General features: G+C 62.1%; 14 protein-coding genes. 4 read left to right on the plus strand and 10 right to left on the minus strand.

Translation table 11 applies throughout. The features are described 5' to 3' along the window. Positions 1 to 118 precede the first annotated feature (118 nt). From O3303_RS20880 to O3303_RS20895, 4 genes are all read right to left on the minus strand, one after another. On the minus strand, positions 119 to 2,002 hold the full coding sequence (locus O3303_RS20880; protein ID WP_269562052.1) for a carboxypeptidase-like regulatory domain-containing protein: 1,884 nt from the start codon (positions 2,000 to 2,002) through the stop codon (positions 119 to 121). 227 nt (positions 2,003 to 2,229) lie between these two features. Then, positions 2,230 to 2,868, minus strand: coding sequence for a hypothetical protein (locus O3303_RS20885; protein WP_269562053.1), 639 nt, complete (start codon positions 2,866 to 2,868; stop codon positions 2,230 to 2,232). A 56-nt stretch (positions 2,869 to 2,924) separates the two neighbouring features. Then, positions 2,925 to 3,236 (minus strand): hypothetical protein, encoded by a 312-nt coding sequence (locus O3303_RS20890; RefSeq protein ID WP_269562054.1) that lies wholly within the window; start codon positions 3,234 to 3,236, stop codon positions 2,925 to 2,927. Next, positions 3,226 to 3,438 carry a hypothetical protein gene (locus O3303_RS20895; protein ID WP_269562055.1) on the minus strand — a complete coding sequence of 71 codons (213 nt, stop codon included), beginning with the start codon at positions 3,436 to 3,438 and terminating at the stop codon, positions 3,226 to 3,228. The genes O3303_RS20890 and O3303_RS20895 overlap by 11 nt, the downstream gene beginning before the upstream one ends. Positions 3,439 to 3,695: 257 nt before the next feature. Here O3303_RS20895 and O3303_RS20900 point away from each other — a divergent pair, with 257 nt between their 5' ends. Continuing rightward, the gene (locus O3303_RS20900; RefSeq protein WP_156109430.1) at positions 3,696 to 3,863 is read left to right on the plus strand and encodes a hypothetical protein; all 168 of its coding nucleotides are present in this window, start codon (positions 3,696 to 3,698) and stop codon (positions 3,861 to 3,863) included. Positions 3,864 to 4,213: 350 nt separating this feature from the next. Here the strand turns inward: O3303_RS20900 and O3303_RS20905 are convergent, their stop codons facing one another. The 6 genes from O3303_RS20905 to O3303_RS20930 all read right to left on the minus strand — a co-directional run bounded on the left by O3303_RS20905 (position 4,214) and on the right by O3303_RS20930 (position 11,661). Next, positions 4,214 to 5,005 (minus strand): hypothetical protein, encoded by a 792-nt coding sequence (locus tag O3303_RS20905; RefSeq protein WP_269562056.1) that lies wholly within the window; start codon positions 5,003 to 5,005, stop codon positions 4,214 to 4,216. Between the two features lie 20 nt (positions 5,006 to 5,025). Continuing rightward, positions 5,026 to 7,794, minus strand: coding sequence for an ATP-binding protein (locus tag O3303_RS20910; RefSeq protein ID WP_269562057.1), 2,769 nt, complete (start codon positions 7,792 to 7,794; stop codon positions 5,026 to 5,028). Between the two features lie 431 nt (positions 7,795 to 8,225). After that, entirely contained in the window at positions 8,226 to 9,548 is a 1,323-nt protein-coding gene (locus O3303_RS20915; protein ID WP_269562058.1) for a Y-family DNA polymerase, read from the minus strand. Positions 9,549 to 9,687: 139 nt separating this feature from the next. Continuing rightward, positions 9,688 to 10,155, minus strand: a complete 468-nt coding sequence (locus tag O3303_RS20920) for a LexA family protein (RefSeq protein ID WP_269562059.1) — start codon at positions 10,153 to 10,155, stop codon at positions 9,688 to 9,690. Between the two features lie 529 nt (positions 10,156 to 10,684). Beyond that, positions 10,685 to 11,314: a hypothetical protein gene (locus O3303_RS20925; RefSeq protein WP_269562060.1), complete on the minus strand. Its 630-nt coding sequence runs from the start codon at positions 11,312 to 11,314 to the stop codon at positions 10,685 to 10,687. A gap of 212 nt (positions 11,315 to 11,526) precedes the next feature. Then, on the minus strand, positions 11,527 to 11,661 hold the full coding sequence (locus O3303_RS20930; protein WP_269562061.1) for a hypothetical protein: 135 nt from the start codon (positions 11,659 to 11,661) through the stop codon (positions 11,527 to 11,529). A 1,384-nt stretch (positions 11,662 to 13,045) separates the two neighbouring features. Here O3303_RS20930 and O3303_RS20935 point away from each other — a divergent pair. The 3 genes from O3303_RS20935 to O3303_RS20945 all read left to right on the plus strand — a co-directional run bounded on the left by O3303_RS20935 (position 13,046) and on the right by O3303_RS20945 (position 17,015). Beyond that, positions 13,046 to 14,269, plus strand: a complete 1,224-nt coding sequence (locus tag O3303_RS20935; protein WP_269562062.1) for a replication initiation protein — start codon at positions 13,046 to 13,048, stop codon at positions 14,267 to 14,269. Between the two features lie 347 nt (positions 14,270 to 14,616). After that, the gene (locus O3303_RS20940; protein WP_269562063.1) at positions 14,617 to 15,093 is read left to right on the plus strand and encodes a hypothetical protein; all 477 of its coding nucleotides are present in this window, start codon (positions 14,617 to 14,619) and stop codon (positions 15,091 to 15,093) included. Positions 15,094 to 15,842: 749 nt separating this feature from the next. Next, positions 15,843 to 17,015 (plus strand): replication initiation protein, encoded by a 1,173-nt coding sequence (locus O3303_RS20945; RefSeq protein ID WP_269562064.1) that lies wholly within the window; start codon positions 15,843 to 15,845, stop codon positions 17,013 to 17,015. The last annotated feature ends 229 nt before the right edge of the window (positions 17,016 to 17,244 follow it).

Consider the following 17,244-nt stretch of genomic DNA (forward strand, 5'->3'; position numbering starts at 1 on the left):
AAAGCAACTGCTTTAAATCCGGGCGCGGGCGCGGGCTGTTGTCCAGGGCCGCGCTTTTACGCCGCGGGGAAAGGTCTGCCGGCCGGCAGTGCGGCACCCTGCTCGGCCGGCCCGCCGCTTACCGGCTAACCAAGAACCGGGTCTTTTCCCAGCCCAGGCCCGTGAAGAAGGTCAGGAAGTAGACGCCGGTGGGCAGATGATCCACCCGCAGCGCCGCCTGGTGGCGCACCGGGGCCGCGCGCAGCAGCACCTTACCCGCCGCGTCGGTGACGAACAGCTCCTGCACTTCGCCTTCCAGCTCCACGTGCAGCACGTCGGCGGTGGGGTTGGGGTAGCACGACCAGGCGTAGCGCCGGCCGGGCCGGGTGGCGGGGGCCGCCGTGGTGTCGCGGGCGGCCGTGTCGCGGGCGGCCGTGTAGCGGCCGGAGAGCGTGCCGGGCCGGCGGCCGGCAGATTCGGCCGGCACTTGGCAGTCGGTGGTGGCGGCGTAGCGGCCGATGATCTTCACCAGCAGGGCGTTGAGCTGCTCCACCTCGAACCGGTCGGTGGTGGGCTTGAGGTGGGCGTTGCCCACGCCGCTGTCGTCGGTGAGAAACACGTAGGTGCCGTTGGTGGCCAGGGCCAGGGCGCGCAGCAGGTACTCAGTGCTTTTGTCGATGCCGCTGGCAGCCACGGGAATCAGGCGGATGCCCTGGGCGGCGGCTTTGCGCACCGAGCGCTGCAGCGAGGCCAGCACCTGCGGGTTTTCGTGGGGCGGGGCGTCCAGAATCAGAAACAGCAGCCGCGCCCGGGCCTCGGGGGCCCAGGCCAGCTCGTTGATGGCCACATCCAGGGCCTGGTCGACCGCCTCGGGAAAGTCGCCTCCGCCGCTGGCCTGCTGGGCGCGCATGAAGTTTAGGGTCTGGCCCAGGTTGGCGCTCAGGTTGGTGTGGCGGGTCAGGTACTCGTCGCCGGCGTCGCGGTAGAACACGCTGCCCACGTTGAGCGTGACGCCGGTCAGCGAGTCGCGCACCTGGCCGATAACGTCCTCCAGCTCGGCCTGCAGGTAGCGGATCTCGTCGCCCATCGAGCCGGTGGCGTCCACCACGAAGGCCACGTCCACCACGGCCGGCGTGCGGCAGGGCCGCGGCACCCGGATGGTGTTGAGGCCCTGCTGAAAGCGGGTGGGCTGACGCACGGTGTAGGTCTGCCCGTCCACCACGGCCTGCAGGCTGGCCACCTGCCCAGGGGCCGCGGCCGGCTTGGCCGTGAACAGGTTGCTCCAGAGCTCACACCGGCCGGTGTTGTCGGTGCGGGCCTGCCAGAGCAGCGAGTCGCGCTGGTCCTTGAGCTGCACGGCAGCCCCCACCACGGGGTAGCCGTCCTCGGTCAGCAGCTGGGCGGTGTAGCGCTCCAGAGGCCGGATGCGCCACTGCTCGCCCCAGCGGCTCAACTCCTGCCGGGCAATGTCGGGCCACAGGTGCCACTTGCCGAAGTCGTTGACTTCCCCGGCCGTCAGCACGCCCGCGCCGGTTTTCGGTCCCGAAGAGCTGGTTTCACGCTTGGCCCGGGTGCTCAGCTCGGCGCGGGCCGGGGCCGCCAGGGTGCTGGCTCCCCGGATCCGTACGCCCGGCACGGCGCCCGTAACCATAGTTGCGGCGGCGCTGACGCGGCTTTCGCCGGCCGGAGCAACACCAGTCACCACTACTTCGGAAAGGGCTCTGGTATCGGCTTCCAGCCATACCGTTACCGAGTCGGGCCGGCCGGCGAGGCTGATTTCCCGGAAAACATAGCCAATCGAGGACACGAAAAGGCACGGGGCGCTGCCCGAGACAACGAGCGTGAAGCGGCCCTGCGCGTTGGTGGAGACGCCGTTGGTGGTGCCCTTTTGCAGCACCGTGACCCCGGGCAGGGCCAGCCGGCTGGCTTTGTCGCGCACAATGCCCGAGACGGTGGTGGACTGGGCGGCGGCGCCCCGGAACAGGAGCAGCAGCAGAAGCAGCAGCGGAAGAGAGGTTTTCATGGCAGCAGGCGGGCTGGGTGAATCCCGCCAGGCCGGCTTCTTCCGGGAAGCCGCGCCCGGCGGGCCTGCCAGTCTGATGCCGCGCCGATGCCGTTTGCACACGGCCGTTGCCGGTTTTTTTCTGCCGCCGCCTGCGGCCCGGTTGCGCGGGCCGCAAAAAAGTAAGCCCGGCCCCGTGCGGCCGCCGGACAGGCGGCCGCACGGGGCCGGGCGGGGTGCGAGGGATACTAGTGCGCGGTGACGCGGACGCGGGCTTTGCGACGGGGCTTGCGGCGGGCCCCCATCTCGGCCAGCAGATCAACAACCAGCTGCACGGGGCTTTCCTGCATCTTCTCGGCCAGGGCCTCAATGGCGCTCAGCGACAGCCGCCCCGGGTTTTGCTGGGCATCGGTCAGCGACTCGGCCCCGATGCGCATCGTCCGGCACAGCTCACGCACGGTGAAGCCGGCCTTGCCGTCGGGGCGCGGGTGGTAGTGGATGATGCTGCTGAGCGTGCGCCTGGCGGCCGCCCGGGGCCGGGGCGCCGGGCCTGTGGACGCCTTCGCCTCGTCGGCCGGCACGTCGGCGTCCGCATCGGTGGCGGGCTGGGCGGGGCGGGCACCGTCCGGCCCCGACAGCGCCTCCAGATGCCGGGCCAGCCGGTGCAGGTCGTGCCAGTGCAGGAAGACCTGCTCGCCCTTCACCAGCAGATCGGGCTGCTGGCGCAGAAAGGCTTCCTCCAAGGTGGGCCAGCTCGGGTCGGGAAAGTACTGGGTGAGCCACTGCAGGGTGAAGCTCATGGCCTTGGCAATCAGCGGGGCCGAGGCCTGCCGGAAAGGAACGCGGGTGGGCGCGTCGGCGGCGGGAAGTCCGGTTTCAGTTGACATATGGGTAACGGTGGGGTTAGCGTTTGATAAGGAGGGTAAGCTGGGAAGGAGCGACGTCAGTCGGCCCGTCCGCGGGCCGGGTGGGTGCGGTCTTGGCTGCCGTGCAGCAATTCGTGCTCGTGCCAGTCCTGGCGTAGCTGCCGGGCTTCGGCCTGCAGAGTCTTGCGGCGCTCATTAAGGGCTTCCAACAGCGTGCCGATCACCTGCGCGCCTGCTTCCCGTTCGATGGGGATGATCAGGGTCTTGGTTGCTGAGTGCAGCGTCAGGGCCGTGATGCCTTCCAGTTCCAGCGCCAGCATCTGGTGCTGCCAGGCCCGGACCGCCTTGCGGGCCTGGCGGATTTGGCGGAGTTGCTTGCTATACCCCATGGCTGGCCGAGGCAGTAGGAGTGGAGAGGTTGGCCGTCTGGCGGCGGGCCAGCACAGCGGGTAGCTCGGCCAGCCAGTGGGTGAGCTGCCCGGTATCCTCACATTCGTGGATGCGGTGGTTGGCCAGTAGCTGCTCCAGCGGAGAAAAGAGCGGGTTGCCGAAAAATGCGGCCGACAGGGCGTTCCGAAGCTCTCCAGGCACAGGCTGCCTGGTTACATGAGTTTTCATGTACTTTTGGGATAAGGTTTCTAACAAACCCTACCGTAGTGCCTGCGCTAACAGGTGCTATATCGGAGGCCAGTCGTTTCAGCGACTGGCCTCTTTTGCCTACTATCGGTTGGGTTACTCATCATGAGTACCATAAAAGTACCAATATTTTTATGGTATAGCAAGAGTGCCTTTCATAGAATACCATAATTATATTGATATGAGGGTACCAGAGCCTTTATATTTACTTCATGAAAAAAGATAAGTCCGAGCGAACAGGCAAAAAGCAGGTAGGTTTAGAGGTTACGGTTGAGGAAAAGGAGCTTGCTGAACGGGTTGCCAAAGAGCGAGGACTTGGTTTTTCTGCTTTAGTACGCTTGCTCATCAAGGACGAAGCACGGAGACTAGGATTGATTTAGGTATAGTGTATTATCCCCGTACTCTACACATTGCTGGCGCCACGCCACCGGCATTATCTCCAGGCAGGTGGTAGTTGAGTAGCCTTCCGCTGTAACCCAGGTAGACGTGTTGTTGATCTGCTACGTCCGCACTGCAGGATGCTTTTCCTGAAGACAGTAGCCTCTGTCCTTTTCACAAGGGAGATATCCGGTGGCCTGCCCTTGGTAGCGGCCTGTGGGCAGGCCATCGTGGCGACCAAGGGCGTACGAAAGGAGATGCAACAACGGCTTTCGTAGTAGCTACTGGAAACAGAAACGGCCACCCAATGGGTGGCCGTTTCTGTTTGGGGAAAGTGTGTGCTTCGCCTGTTCTACCGCACCAGCACGAGGCGGGTGTGCAGGGGCTGGCTGCCGGGGCCGGTGACGCGCAGCACATAGGTGCCGGCGGGCAAGGTGGCCGGCAGCGTAAGCGGCAGCTGCTCGGCATCGGTCAGCGAGCGTAGGGCCTGGGTGTGATGCAGGCGCCCGGCGTTGTCGAGCAGCTGCAGCGTCAGGGCCTGGCCAGCGCGGCCGGTGAGCAGCAGCGTGACGGGCCGCGCCGGGTCGGCGGGGTTCGGGGCCACGGTGAGGGCCGCCGCGGGCGTGCCCAGGCCGGCGGCCACGCTCACCACGCTGCTGTAGTGCAGCGTGCCGTCGGTGTCTTCCTGAGCAAGGCGGTAGTAGAGCTGGCGGGCCGGGGCGCTGGCATCCAGCACCGCGTAGCGCCGGGCCTGGGTGGTGGTGCCGGCGGCGGGCTGCGCCGCTACGCGGGTGAACGTGCGCCCATCGGTGCTGCGCTCCACGTGGTAGGTGCGGGCGTTCAGTTCCTGGGCCGTGGCCCACTGCAGCTGCACCCCGGCATTGGTGCGCCGGGCGCTGAAGGCGGTGAGCGTTACGGGCAGGGGGGCCGCCGAGAAGGCCCGGGCGGCGCTGTAGCTGGTGGCCACGCGCAGGCCGTCGACGAGCAGCTGGGTGGTGTTGGCACTCTGGCGCAGGGCCACTGAGCCGAGGTTGGCGGGGGCCGAGCTGGCGGCTTCCGTGCTGGTGGCGTCGGCCGTGGCGGGCTCCGTCTGGCCCGGGTTCACGTAGAGGCGGGCGCAGGTAAAGGCCTTCCCAAAACCCAACGGGGCGCAGTGGCCCCGCTTTATTGCGGCAGCAGTTCTAGCAGCAGCTGGCCCAGGTCATCTTCCTCGTAGGGTTTGGTGAGGCAGGCGTTCATGCCGGCGGCCAGGTAGGCCATGCGGTCGGCATCGAAGGCATTGGCGGTGAAGGCAATGATGGGCAGGGAGGCCCGGCGCGGGTCGGCGCTGGCCCGGATGGCGGCAGCTACTTCTACCCCGGTCAGGCCGGGCATCTGGATATCGAGCAGCGCCACGTCGAAATCCTGCTCCTGAAGCTGCGCCAGCGCGTCGAGGCCATTAGTGACGGCGGTTACCTGCATATCCCAGTTTTCGAGCACAATGATGGCGATGCGCTGATTGAAGAGGTTGTCTTCGGCCAGCAGCACGCGCAGCCCGCGCAGGCGCTCGTAGCAGATGGCCGGCAGGGCGGGGGGCGGGAACAGGCTGTCGGCCTCGGCGCGGGGCAGCAGCAGCTCGAACGAAAAGGTGGTGCCCTGGCCGGGCGCGCTGCGCAGCTCCAGGGTGCCGCCCATCTGCTCCACCAGGTTGCGGCTGATACTCAGGCCCAGGCCCGTGCCGCCGTAGAGCCGGCTGGTGTCGGCATTGGCCTGGGCATAGTCCTTGAAGATGTGGGCCTGCTCCACGGATGTCATGCCAATGCCCGTATCCGTGACCTGGAAGCGCAGCGTCAGCCCGGCGGGCGTGTCGGCCAGCACGTCGGCCCCCAGCTGCACACTGCCCTGATCGGTGAACTTGATGGCGTTGGAAAGCAGGTTGAGCAGCACCTGCTGCAGGCGGTAGGCATCGCCCAGCAGGTGAATGGGGGGCTCCGCCAGGGGAATAATGAGTAATTCGAGGTCTTTTTGCGCAGCCAGGGCGGCCACGGTTTGCCCGGCCCCTTGCAGCAGCAGGGCCAGGTCGAAGGGCGTGTGGTTGAGCGGCAGGGGCTGGGTGGTGATTTTGGCCAGGTCGAGCACGTCGTTGACCAGGGCCAGCAGGTGGCGGCCCGACAGCTGCATCGTATTCAGATATTCCTGCTGGAGCACGGTGAGGTCCGTTTTCTGCAGCAGGGCGGCCATGCCCAGCACCCCGTTCAGGGGCGTGCGGATTTCGTGGCTCATGCGGGCCAGAAAGAGCTCTTTGGCGAGGGCATTCTCATCGGCGTCACGCTTGGCCTGCTCCAGCGCCTCGCGGGCCTTTTTCACCTCCGTGACGTCGGTGCTGATGGAGAGGGTTGCCGGTTGGCCATCGGCCCGGGGCAGTGGGCGCTTGAACACGTCGTAGTAGCTGGTGCGCCCATCCTGGGTGGTATAGCTCATTTCGCGCCGCTGCGCCTGCTGCGTGCTGAAGACCTCCGCATTGAACAAGCGCGCCTGGCGCATTTCCTCGCGCACCATGGGGTTGCTGCTATCGCGCCCGTACTGGTGTTCCTCGGCCATTACCTCCAGGTACGTTTTGTTGGAGAACAGCACGGTGCCATCCGGAGTCAACACGTAAACCAGGCTGGGCAGGGCGTCGACCACCTGCCGGATAAACTCCTCGCGCTCCTGCAGCTGCTGCTGCACCTGCTGCTGCAAGCGTTCGGCCAGCATGCGGGCCGTGATGTCGATGCCCAGGCTCACCACCATGCGTAGTTCTTTCTCCGCCTGATAAATGGGCCGCACCTGCCACATCAACATCTTTTCGCGTTGCCGGGAATCGAGCAGGGTTTCCTCGTACACCACATCGGTTTGGGTGCGCACGGCCAGCTCGAAGTACTGCTGGCGCAATTCATTCAGCCAAGCCGGGTTCTGCTGGCCGTGCAGCGTCACGTAGTCGGCCATGGGCAGGCCGATGACCTGCTGGCGTACGGCGGGGTCGGCAATAGCCGCCGGGTTGACGAACAGGCAATGGTAGCGCTCATCAAACACCCCCAGCTCAATGGGCAGCGCGCTCAGGATGGTTTCGTAGAAATCGCGCTGAGCCACCAGTTGGGCTTCCGCCTGCTTGCGCTCGGTGATGTTGGTGAGGTAGAGCGTAACAAAAGCCTGGCCGGGCACGGCCACCGTCGTGCTCAGGTAGGTTTTGCCGTCTACCAGCAGCTCCTGCTGGTGCTCGGTGCTGCGCAGGGCGGCGGCGGCCAGGCCGGGCAGTATCTGCTGGGCCAGCAGGGAAGGCAGCAGCGGCCCGGCGGCGGTATTGGCGTACATCACCTCGCCGGTGGCCGCCAGTCGAAGGACGGAATTGGGCGTTTGCTGGGGCAGGTAGTGGGCCAGCATGCGCAGCTGGGCCTCGCGCTGGTTGCGCTCGGTTACGTCGCGGTAGCAAATGAGGCGGCCGGCCCGTTCGGCGTCGAGCACCAGGTAGTCGAGCTCCAGGAAGCGGCCATCGGCCAGCATAAACTCCTCCCGGAGCACGGTGCGGCCCGCGGCGTTCATGGCCCAGGCGCGGGTAGCGAAGGCGGCCGGGTCGTGAAACGCCGGGCCAATGTCCACCGCCCCATACGGAATGATGCCGGCTTGGTCTGGTGGCGTCGGCGGCAGGCCAAACAGGTCCCAGAAGTACTGATTCACAAACCGGATTTGGGAATCATCATCGACCAGCACCAGCGCGACCTGCAGGTTTTGCACCAGCGCCAGCAACTGCGCCTGCTGGCGCGTCGCGTCGGTGGCAGCAGCCAGGGCCTGCTGTTCCAGGGTGGCTACCCGGGCTGTCATGGCTGCCAGCTCGGCCAGGGTGTGGGTGTGGGCGAGCCGTTCGGCAGCCAGCTGTGTGGGGCAGTCGGCACCAGTAGCAACAAAGGATTGCGCCATAAGAGTGGTACGAGTCGGCGCAGATTTATCAGCACCGATAAAAGGCACTAGCGTCCGGACTATTCCGAAATCACATGGGGACTTGAAGGTAGATTTTTTTACCGACAGGTCTTCCCCCAAAAGGGGTTCTTGTGGTAACGGGGCGGATGTACACGCTAAGGCTACAAATCCTCATCTCTGCTGTTTCAGCATAGGTTATGCGAGGCCCTTCTCAAGTAGGATTTCCCTTTCGATAGGCTACTCGCCCCCCCTGTATGCCTTGTAATCGGCCTTTTTTGGTCTGGTTTTCGGCCACCCTTTACTATAATCGGGCTTAGCGGGTAAATCTGCCCCGTTGCCACAGGAACCCCAACATAGAGAGGGAAGCAGGCAAGGAAAAGTTTTGCGGCTGAACGATACTGCTGCAACGGCCCCCCCTTTACCTGCGCGGGTCAGCCCACCACCAGCAGATCCTCCAGTCGGGTGGTAAACGCCTGGCTTTTGTGCTGGGCTTTGCCCTGCCAGGGGGCGGACTGGCCGGCGGCAGTCACCGTGGCGGCGGGGCGCACGGTGCCGCGGCCGAACTGCCGGTTAAGGGCGTCGAGGCTGCGCATAAGCTGTTGGGCGCGAACGTCAGAAAGAGGGTTTGTAGCCGTTGATGAAGCGGGCGCAAACAAACTCAGCTGCTGGCCCCGGCCGGGGCGCTCCAGGCCGTCGAGCACCACGCCGGCCTTGACGTAGACGCGGCCGGGCTCGTAGAGCCGCTCCAGCATCCGGCGGGCGTAGGCCAGCAGCTGGAGCGTGTCACTGGTGGGGCCGCCGGGCAGCGTGAGCGTGGTGGAACGGGTGTAGGGCGGCGGTACGCGGGTATCGTAGCGGTCCTGGCTGAGGTACACGGTGAGGATATGGGCCTGGTCACCCTGGGCGCGCAGCTTCTCGGCGGCGCGGCTGAGGTAGGTGGCCATGGCGCCCCACAGGTCGTCGAAGGCGGTGAGGCGCTGCCCAAAGGAGCGGGAGCAGCTGATGCTTTTGCGGGCCAGGGTGCCGTCTTCGGAAGGATTCAGGTCCTGGCAGGGCTGGCCCAGCAGCTCCTGCACCAGCCGCCAGCCCACCACTCCCCCGAGGTGTTTGCGGGCCCAGGCCTCGGACACCTGACTCAGCTCCCAGGCTGTGCGGATGCCATGGGTGGCGAGCTTGCCGGCATACTGGTAACCAATGCCCCAGACGTCGGCCACGGGCAGGGCGCGCAGGGCCCGCTCGCGGCGGCTGGCGGTATCGAGGCGCAGGACACCCTGCAGCTCGGGGTGCTTCTTGGCCAGGCGGTTGGCGACCTTGGCCAGCGTTTTGGTGGGCGCCACGCCCACGCAGGTGGGGATGCCGGTGCAGGCCAGCACGTCGCGGCGGATGGCCTGGACGCGGGTGTCGAGGGTGCCGCAGTAAGTGGTGAGGCCGTGCAGGTCGAGGAAGGCCTCGTCGATGCTGTACACCTCCACCGCGGGGGCGTGGGCCGCCAGGCGGGCCATAACGCGGCGGCTCATGTCGCCATAGAGGGCGTAGTTGGAGCTGAGGGCGTGGCCCTGGTGGTGGCGTAGCAGCTCGCGCACCTCAAAGAACGGCGCGCCCATGGGAATGCCGAGCTGTTTGGCCTCGGCCGAGCGGCTCACGACGTTGCCGTCGTTGTTGCTCAGCACCACGACGGGGCGGTTGTCGAGCCGGGGCTGGAAAACCCGCTCGCAGCTGACGTAGAAGTTATTGCAGTCGACGAGGCCGTACATGGGTGGTTGCTAGTGGATAGTTGTTAGTTGCTGGTTGTCAGTGCTTAGGCGCAACGAAGCGGTAGAGATGCTTGGCTACGCCGACCTTCGGTTCGGCAGGCGGACGCTAGATCAGGCATGACGGACTGGTGCAGATTATCTAGTCGCGGCTGCGGAGCAGGGCCGTGAGCTTGCCGGGGATGAGTTCGTGCACGACGTGGGTTACCACGCCCCAGATGCGCAGATTGTCGGGCTCGGTGATTTCGTAGTCGGCGTAGGCCGGGTTTTCGGCCTGCAGCCACCAGCTGGTGCCGCGGCGCACCAGGCGCTTGACGGTGCACTCGCCCTCCACCACAGCCACCACGATGTGGTTGTGGTCGGCTTCGAGGTGCTTGTCGACGGCCAGCAGATCGCCGGCGTGGATTTCCGCGCCCCGCATGCTCTCGCCCGACACCCGGATCAGGTACGTGGCCTCGGGGTGGCGGAACAGAATGCGGTTGAGGTCAAACAGTTCCTCCAGCTCGTCGGAGGCCGGCGAGGGGAAGCCGGCGGGCACCAGGGAGGCAAATACGGGCAGCCACAACGTGGTGGTCGGCTCACCTACTTCGAATAGTTCGATGGACGTCATGCGGGGTGGGGAAAGTATAGGGCACGGCAAGTATACTAAAATAGTTAGCAAATAGTTTTTATCACCGGATTTGTTTGCTGTGAGTTGATCCGCTGATTACCGGATTTTTACGAAATGAAGGCAGTTTCACGTGGCCTTCATCTTTTCTGTATCCACCTGTTCAAGCAAATCTATATATCGCTAAAATAACTAGCAAAGGCTTTGCGCGCCGTCAGACGCTAACCCGGAAGCGGGGCACAGTATCAGCCATCAGCGCACTGGGAAACGCCAAGCGGGCCTGGCTGGCGGCGAGCTGAGGGAGGCTTGGCGCAAGGCCGGCCGGAAAGCCATCAGGCTCAATACCTGCAAAGACCTAATTGCCCGCACCGAGTACCTGACCAACTACAGCTACACCGCGCCCGGCAGAATGCCAGCACAACCAGCCACCAACCAGCAACGGCCTTGTCTGATACTGAACTCGCTTATTCCCGTGACGGCCACAGTCCTGCGGGCTCGTCGCCAGGATACCCAACAGCTCCGCGGCAATAAATCAGCTGGTCTTTCCAGGAAAGCAGGGCGCTGTCCTTGCTGCCGGGTTTCCCAGCAGCGTGCTGACGAAAAACGTGCGGGCAATAACGTAGCTGCGGCCGATAAGCAGCAGTTGGTAGGACGGCGCGGCGGTTGGGGAAACGTAGTGTTCCCCGGCGGTTTGCCAGTAGGTTTCCACCCCATGCTCAGCGCAGATGGCGGCCACGGCCTGAGCCACGGGAACGGGTACGCTTTCCAGGATAATGCCCCCGGTGCGAGAGAGGTCGGGGCGCACGTTATTTGCCGCCAACCGGTGCCACCACATAGCCCAGGTGGCGGGCGCGAAGCTGTACCAGCCGCCGGCCTGCTTGCGTAGCTCCTGCCGAATGGCCGCCAGCAGGGCCGGCGCGTCGGGGACGTAATGACTGGTAGCCCGCGCCATAAGGTAGGTCTGGGGCCGGTTGACGCCGTTGAGCAGCGGGTGGTCGTGGTGGAAGGAGACGGGACCGTGGGTGCCGCGCTGCAGCCGGGCGCTAAGCTTGCCCACGATATCGATGCGGTGGACTTCGGTAGCGGTGACGAGCTCCAGGTAGGTGGTCTGGGTGTAGCGGATCAGGCCCGAAGGGTAGAGCTGCGCAAATTGCGTCATCATGGCTGAAAGCTACGGCGTTTCGGCGTGCGTCGGAAAAGGCAGATCAAGCGTTTTCCAGCTGTCTCGGTAAACTCGGCAACACCCCTCGTGGCAGGCTAGGTCGCGCCTTCGTCGAAAACAGTGGTGCCGGCCTCAACGGCTGGCCTGGTGCTGCTGCCATGTGCGTAGAGTGCCAGCCTTGCCCTTGAGAGCGGTAAGCTGAGGCGGCTGGCTCAGGGTTTGATCAGCCACTGGATGGCCTGCGCGTCCGTTTCCTGGCGAAAGCTGGCGGAAAGCCATATCCGGGCTAGGTTCTGCTCGAAGTTCTCATCGGGAATGAGCCTGCGCTGGCGCATGGTTTCGTACATGGCGTGCACGTCGTCAAGCGTGTGCCGCTCCTGCTACGCGACGACCGGCTTGAATAGACAGCCGGGCGACGTTATGCTACAGGGTTTGAAAACGGCAAGTGTATGGCCCCTTTTGTGTAGTCATATGGAAGGCTTACGGGCCCTTTTAGACTGCTAGTTTCTAGAGTTGGATTTTTAAAAGTGAGATAGCGGAAGGTCAGGTAGGATCGGTCTGCCGGTAGCCAGAGCCGGAAACGAAGGCTATGAGCTGACCCCTTTTTTGTAGTCATATGCTCCGGAGCCATCCGGGTCGGCTGGTTTTCTGAATGTTAGAAAGGAGATGCTGTAGGGTAACCCTCTTTTTGTAGTCATATGCTGTAGCCTGCTATAGTTCACCAGCGCCGCCCTGCCCGCCACCGCCAGTCGGACGGGGCGCTGAGTTGAGCACCTTTCAATTCCTGCTGGAAGCAGGGTTAGGCAACGTGGTCGTCATCAGGAAAAAAGCTGGCATGGAGGCTTACCTGCGCCAGTGCGTTCAGGGCCTCTCACTGGGGGAGGAACGGTCTCATCTATTACCAAAACCACGACAAGAATCCCGCTCCTCCGCTTAGTCCGTAGAAGATTTTGCTCCCGACGAGCACTCAGCCACCTACATCTGTCTTGGTAAGCGCGGAGCAGTGCCTCTGCGTGGTTTTGGTAATAGATGCCTGCTCAGTACGGGGTCGGGCCGGCAGGAGTCTGCGTGGTTTTGGTAATAGGTATCCGGCATCCGATAGGTCGTAAAGCACCTGAACAGAACATCGTTTTCAAAGTATTCAATAGGAATAACAAAATGATATAGAGGCTACTAAGCCGTGTTGTTTAAAGCGTTCTAATATGTCTGCCTGATTGTTCGCCTGCATCCATCTATTACAAAAACCACGACAGCGGCGGCCCGCCCCCCCGGTGGCCTACCACCTGACCCGGCATGGTGTTGGTTTTTTTTGGGCACCAGCCCCTTTTTAAAAGCCATTTCTTGAAAAAAACGCCCTGTTTAAACCTTGTTGTTTCCTTACTTTATAAGGTTTATAGGTTTACAGGGTGCATAACTGCTTGACTTTTAGTTGGTAAAACGCCTCATCTATTACAAGAACCACGAACATCTATTACAAAAACCACGCACACCTATTACAAAAGCACGAAGAATCTATTACAGGAACCACGCGAAAATCCGCTTCATCTATTACAAAAACCACGCGCACCTATTACAAAAGCACGAGCATCTATTACAAAAACCACGCGGGCCGTGCCTGTCGGGGCTGGCGGAAGGGGTAGCGGGCCCACACATCTATTACAAACTTTCTAACTTGTAATAGAAAGAGGGTCGTCCATCCCGTTCCGGAATGTCCCACCGCCGCTATCCGCTATGCAAGTCACCTTATTTGATGCCCCCCCGCCGGAAGAGCCCGTCAGCAAGATCGTGGTGCAGCACAACGCGCTGGTAAACGCGCGCTTTGATTTGTCTACGGTGGAAATGCGCCTGTTCATGGCCATGCTTTCCCGCATCGGGCGCAACGACAGCGAGTTCCGGGAGATGCGCATTCCGCTCACCGAAATTGTGGCCCTGTCCGGGCGCCGGCCCAGCGGCAAGGACTACCAGCAGGTGGCGGGCATGTGCGACCAGCTGGTGAGCCGCATCCTGCATATTGAGCGGCCGGATCTGACGCGCAAGAGCCCCCGGCGGTCAGCCTCCCCGGATTTCGACAAGATTCCGCTGATGGCCTACGCCAAGTACCGGGGCGAGGAAGGGGCGCTCTACGTGCGCTTCAACGATGAGGTGATGCCCTACCTGCTGCAGCTGCAGCGCAACTTCACTAAGGCGCAGGTGGTGCAGCTGCTCAAGCTCAAGAGCCCCCATTCTTACCGTATCTACTGGCTGCTGAAGGAATACGCCGCCTTCGGCAGCCGGGCCATGGAGGTGGAGGAGCTCAAGCGCCTGCTCAACCTGGAGGGGCAGTACAAGCAGTTTCCCCTGTTCCGGCTGCGGGTGCTGGACCGGGCCCGGCAGGAGTTGGGCGAGACGGACCTGCCCTTCACCTACGAGCTGGTGCGGGAAGGCAAATCCGTGTCCGTTATCCGGTTCAATTTTCCGCCCGTGGCCGGCCCGTCCGATCCGGCGCTGGCGGAGGCCTCCCCGGAAGCGGCCGACTGGGAAGCCGCCTTGCTCCAGGCCGGGCTGGCGGCCAGCAGCCGGGCCACCATTGCCGAACTGGTGGCGCAGGGGCAGGTAACGCCGGAGTATGTGCGGTTTGTGGTGCGCACGCAGCGCGACAAGCACCGCCTGGGCAAGGTCAAGAGCCTAGCCGGGTCTATTTTCTCGGCCGTCACCAAAGGCCACCTGTTAAGCGAGTTCGAGGAAGCGACTCGCCGCGCCCCCGCTACCCGGCCGGCCGCCGTACAAGCGGCGGCGCCCCAGGCCGTGCGGTACCGGCTGCAGGAAGTGGAAGCCATGTACCAGACCATGGTCGCCAAAAAGCTGCATAAGGGCTGCTCCTTCGAAGAGCACCTGCAGCAGGTGTATCTGAGCCAGGGCTTTGCCTTGGTGGAGGATGCCGAGCGCGGGAAGTGGCTGGTGAAACCGCAGAGCTGATGAGCTGACGTCGCGGTGCAGGGAATGGGCTGCCCACTCGGTTGCGGACGCGCCTCCGGCTGGTTTTGTGAACGTGCTGCGAAGCCCTGGTCAGGTAGGGTAGGGAATGGCCTTCTGCTGCCCAGAGCTTCGGCGGTCCTGCATCGCTGTTCAGTACTCGGTACTTGCTAGCCGAAATCAGCAGCAGAGGAAGCCGCCCCGCAGCATAAGTGTCTGGGTTCGCGTAGTACTACCAGGCGTCGGCAAGCGCCACTTGGCTTCTGTAACGGACCAAGTGGCGGCACCAGGGCCCGCAGGTGCCGGGAGCCTGCCCGGCGTTCAGTATCCTGCCGTTTTCAATCCATTGTATGAATCAGATGAGCTCCGGTCCCTTCGCCATGCCTCCCCACCTGCGACAGGCTCAGCTGGCGCTGGACGCTGCAGGCATTCCCTTGGAGGCCGGCCTGCAGGCCCTAACCCTGGCTAATGAGTTCTATCACCAGACGCCCCAGGTCAGCCAGACCGATTCGCTGCGGCGGGAACGCAACCAGCTGCAGGATGAAATGGAAAGCCTCAGCAGCCAGCTGCAACAGCAGCGGACAACGAACCGTCAACTCGCCGAGCAGTTAGCCTCGGCCCGCCAGCTACCGAAGGAGCACCAGCAGAAAGCGTATCGTCTGCGCAAACAACTGCGCGCGATGCTGCAGGTGCTTCAGCACCCCCAAGCTCGGGAGCAAACCAAGCTAGCGCGGGTGGAGCACCTTATCAAGGCTGCCTTAACTGACTCGGGCATCGAGCCCGATACCCCGCACGATGCTGACAGGATGCCCGCCGCGCCGCAATAGCTGCTCGCAGCCGCACTTAACTGGCCGGCGAGCACGGACACGAGCACCAGCAGGGGTGAGATAGCCGCTGCCGTCTATTCACGGATCCATCCGCCTTACTACAGCAACCGGATGAAGATTACCAAACTGATATAAACGTGTCTGCGGGCAGAAGCTGAAATAGCGTAATTTAAGTTGTAGAAATGCAGTCATTGCATACGGAAAGTCGGTTCCGTAAACTACAAACCGTTCTACCACGGCTCTTTAAGGGGCTCTGGCATCCTGAGAAATGAAAAAGACATCCAAAAAACGTCTTCTGGTCGTGCGCCCTACAAGAAGGATAACTGCTACCTCGGATTCACCGCAGCCTTTCCAGCACCCCATATTTGCCTCAGAGGAAGAATATGATCAGTCCGTTGTGAGCGTCGTGGCCTGGATAAAGAGCGGGCAAGTGAAAGCCCGCACCCCCGATCTGTAGCGTTGCTATCAACGCCGGATTACGTCCTGACGAAAGACTTTTCAGCGTTGAAATGCATTAAATTGATGTATGTACATGAATAGGCCGGTGTGCGAAGCTCTGTTCGCGCAGTCCGGCGGATCCGGGTGATGGACATGTTCTGAAGGCCTATTAAAAAAAAATCGAATCGAGCTGTTTTGAGTTTTTGAAGTATTTAAAGGCCTTTTATCTATTTAAGGGTGGTATAACATTCTGGTTAGCAGATAATTGAATTCGTATAGACCGGAAAAAAAGGCGTGCTGAAGCGGAAAATATGGCGTTAAGACCGGAAGAAAAGGCGTCAACACCGGAAAATACGGCGTCAACACCGGAAAGAAAGGCGTTAAGGCCGGAAGAAATCAGAAGTCTTCCGTATTATGCGCCATATTTTCCGGTTATGGATAGAGATACACTGCTCACTCGCGTAAATGAAGTTGCGTTTCTTAGCAACGAAGTGATTCGTTCCCCTCTGGCTCTCAGCAATGTGGAGGCCCGTATTTTCGCACTAGCCCTGGGATGTCTTCACCAAAAGCAGGACTCGCTGGAGTTTACCATTCACTTTCAGGATATCACGCCCAGCGGCCGCAATGGAGGTAGTGCCTACGCGGAACTGATAGAAGCGCAAACCAAGCTTACTCAGCCCCTGATGATGACCAGAGGCAAGTCCGGTCGACGGCAGCGTGATGCCATTAGCATGTTTGCCATTCTGAGTTTGAACGAAGGCTCGCGCCAGATTACGGGGCAGTTCAATCCACTGCTACGGGAGCACCTGCTGAACCTGGCCGGGCGCTTTACCACCGTAGAGCTGCAGTCTCTGCTCTCTTTCAAAAGCGCCCACACCCAGCGGCTGTTTTGGATTCTGCGTAGCTACCATAATCAGACCTGGGAGGAGCCGCTGCCCTTCGAAACCCTACGGGAGTGGCTGTTTGGGGAGGATTCAGAGCAGTACAGGGACTGGACGGATTTCAACCGCTACGTACTTAAACCCGCAATAGTAGAGTTTCTGGAGATTGGCTGGCAGGTAGAGATGAAAATTCAGAAACAGGGTCGACGGGTAGAGGCACTGATTTTCAAGATGACCAGCACCCTGGAGCCCGACACGAACTCTGCCGTTCGTCCGGCAAAGCGTACGCTCACGCTGACGGAGATTGCCAGGTACCGGGAGGAACTGGCCGCAATCTATACGGAACTCCCGGCTCTGTATGACCGCTTACGGCTGGACTTTGAACTGAAGGAGTACCAGGCGCGGGAAGTGGTCGGCAACGTGCGGGATATGACGGCTTACACGCTGGTGACGAAAGCACTGTACGACGTGCGCATTGCGTTGGTAAATGCTAACAACATCAAGTCGGTAGCTGCCTATACGCTCAGTCAGATCAAGGCCGTCCTACCGGTCTACCAACCTTTGACTGAGGGTGGCAGTAAATCTGGGGTAAGAACTCCCTAGCCCCGCATAAAGCAGGGAAATTAGTAGTTACGGCTCTACCACCAGTATCTGGATCCTATGCGTAACAGACGCCGACAGCCTTGTTTTCTGAGCAGGAAAAATCTGGGAGTGCGGCAGCTATCAGTGCCAAGAATGTCGATCGGCAAAAGAAGCTTACCCGTTCATGCAACAGGATTAGCGTACCTGGGAAGTAGGTCCGCACTTGCTGTGGCAATCCTCAGCCTATTAT

Origin of the sequence: Hymenobacter canadensis, assembly GCF_027359925.1 — a bacterium.
GTDB lineage: Bacteria > Bacteroidota > Bacteroidia > Cytophagales > Hymenobacteraceae > Hymenobacter > Hymenobacter canadensis.

What these genes read in the sequence shown, in the direction of transcription:
- O3303_RS20880 (WP_269562052.1), bottom strand. Translation starts at nt 2,002, where the DNA reads ATGAAAACCTCTCTTCCGCTGCTGCTTCTGCTGCTGCTCCTGTTCCGG.
- O3303_RS20885 (WP_269562053.1), bottom strand. Translation starts at nt 2,868, where the DNA reads ATGTCAACTGAAACCGGACTTCCCGCCGCCGACGCGCCCACCCGCGTT.
- O3303_RS20890 (WP_269562054.1), bottom strand. Translation starts at nt 3,236, where the DNA reads ATGGGGTATAGCAAGCAACTCCGCCAAATCCGCCAGGCCCGCAAGGCG.
- O3303_RS20900 (WP_156109430.1), top strand. Translation starts at nt 3,696, where the DNA reads ATGAAAAAAGATAAGTCCGAGCGAACAGGCAAAAAGCAGGTAGGTTTA.
- O3303_RS20910 (WP_269562057.1), bottom strand. Translation starts at nt 7,794, where the DNA reads ATGGCGCAATCCTTTGTTGCTACTGGTGCCGACTGCCCCACACAGCTG.
- O3303_RS20915 (WP_269562058.1), bottom strand. Translation starts at nt 9,548, where the DNA reads ATGTACGGCCTCGTCGACTGCAATAACTTCTACGTCAGCTGCGAGCGG.
- O3303_RS20920 (WP_269562059.1), bottom strand. Translation starts at nt 10,155, where the DNA reads ATGACGTCCATCGAACTATTCGAAGTAGGTGAGCCGACCACCACGTTG.
- O3303_RS20925 (WP_269562060.1), bottom strand. Translation starts at nt 11,314, where the DNA reads ATGATGACGCAATTTGCGCAGCTCTACCCTTCGGGCCTGATCCGCTAC.
- O3303_RS20930 (WP_269562061.1), bottom strand. Translation starts at nt 11,661, where the DNA reads ATGTACGAAACCATGCGCCAGCGCAGGCTCATTCCCGATGAGAACTTC.
- O3303_RS20935 (WP_269562062.1), top strand. Translation starts at nt 13,046, where the DNA reads ATGCAAGTCACCTTATTTGATGCCCCCCCGCCGGAAGAGCCCGTCAGC.
- O3303_RS20940 (WP_269562063.1), top strand. Translation starts at nt 14,617, where the DNA reads ATGAATCAGATGAGCTCCGGTCCCTTCGCCATGCCTCCCCACCTGCGA.
- O3303_RS20945 (WP_269562064.1), top strand. Translation starts at nt 15,843, where the DNA reads ATGGCGTTAAGACCGGAAGAAAAGGCGTCAACACCGGAAAATACGGCG.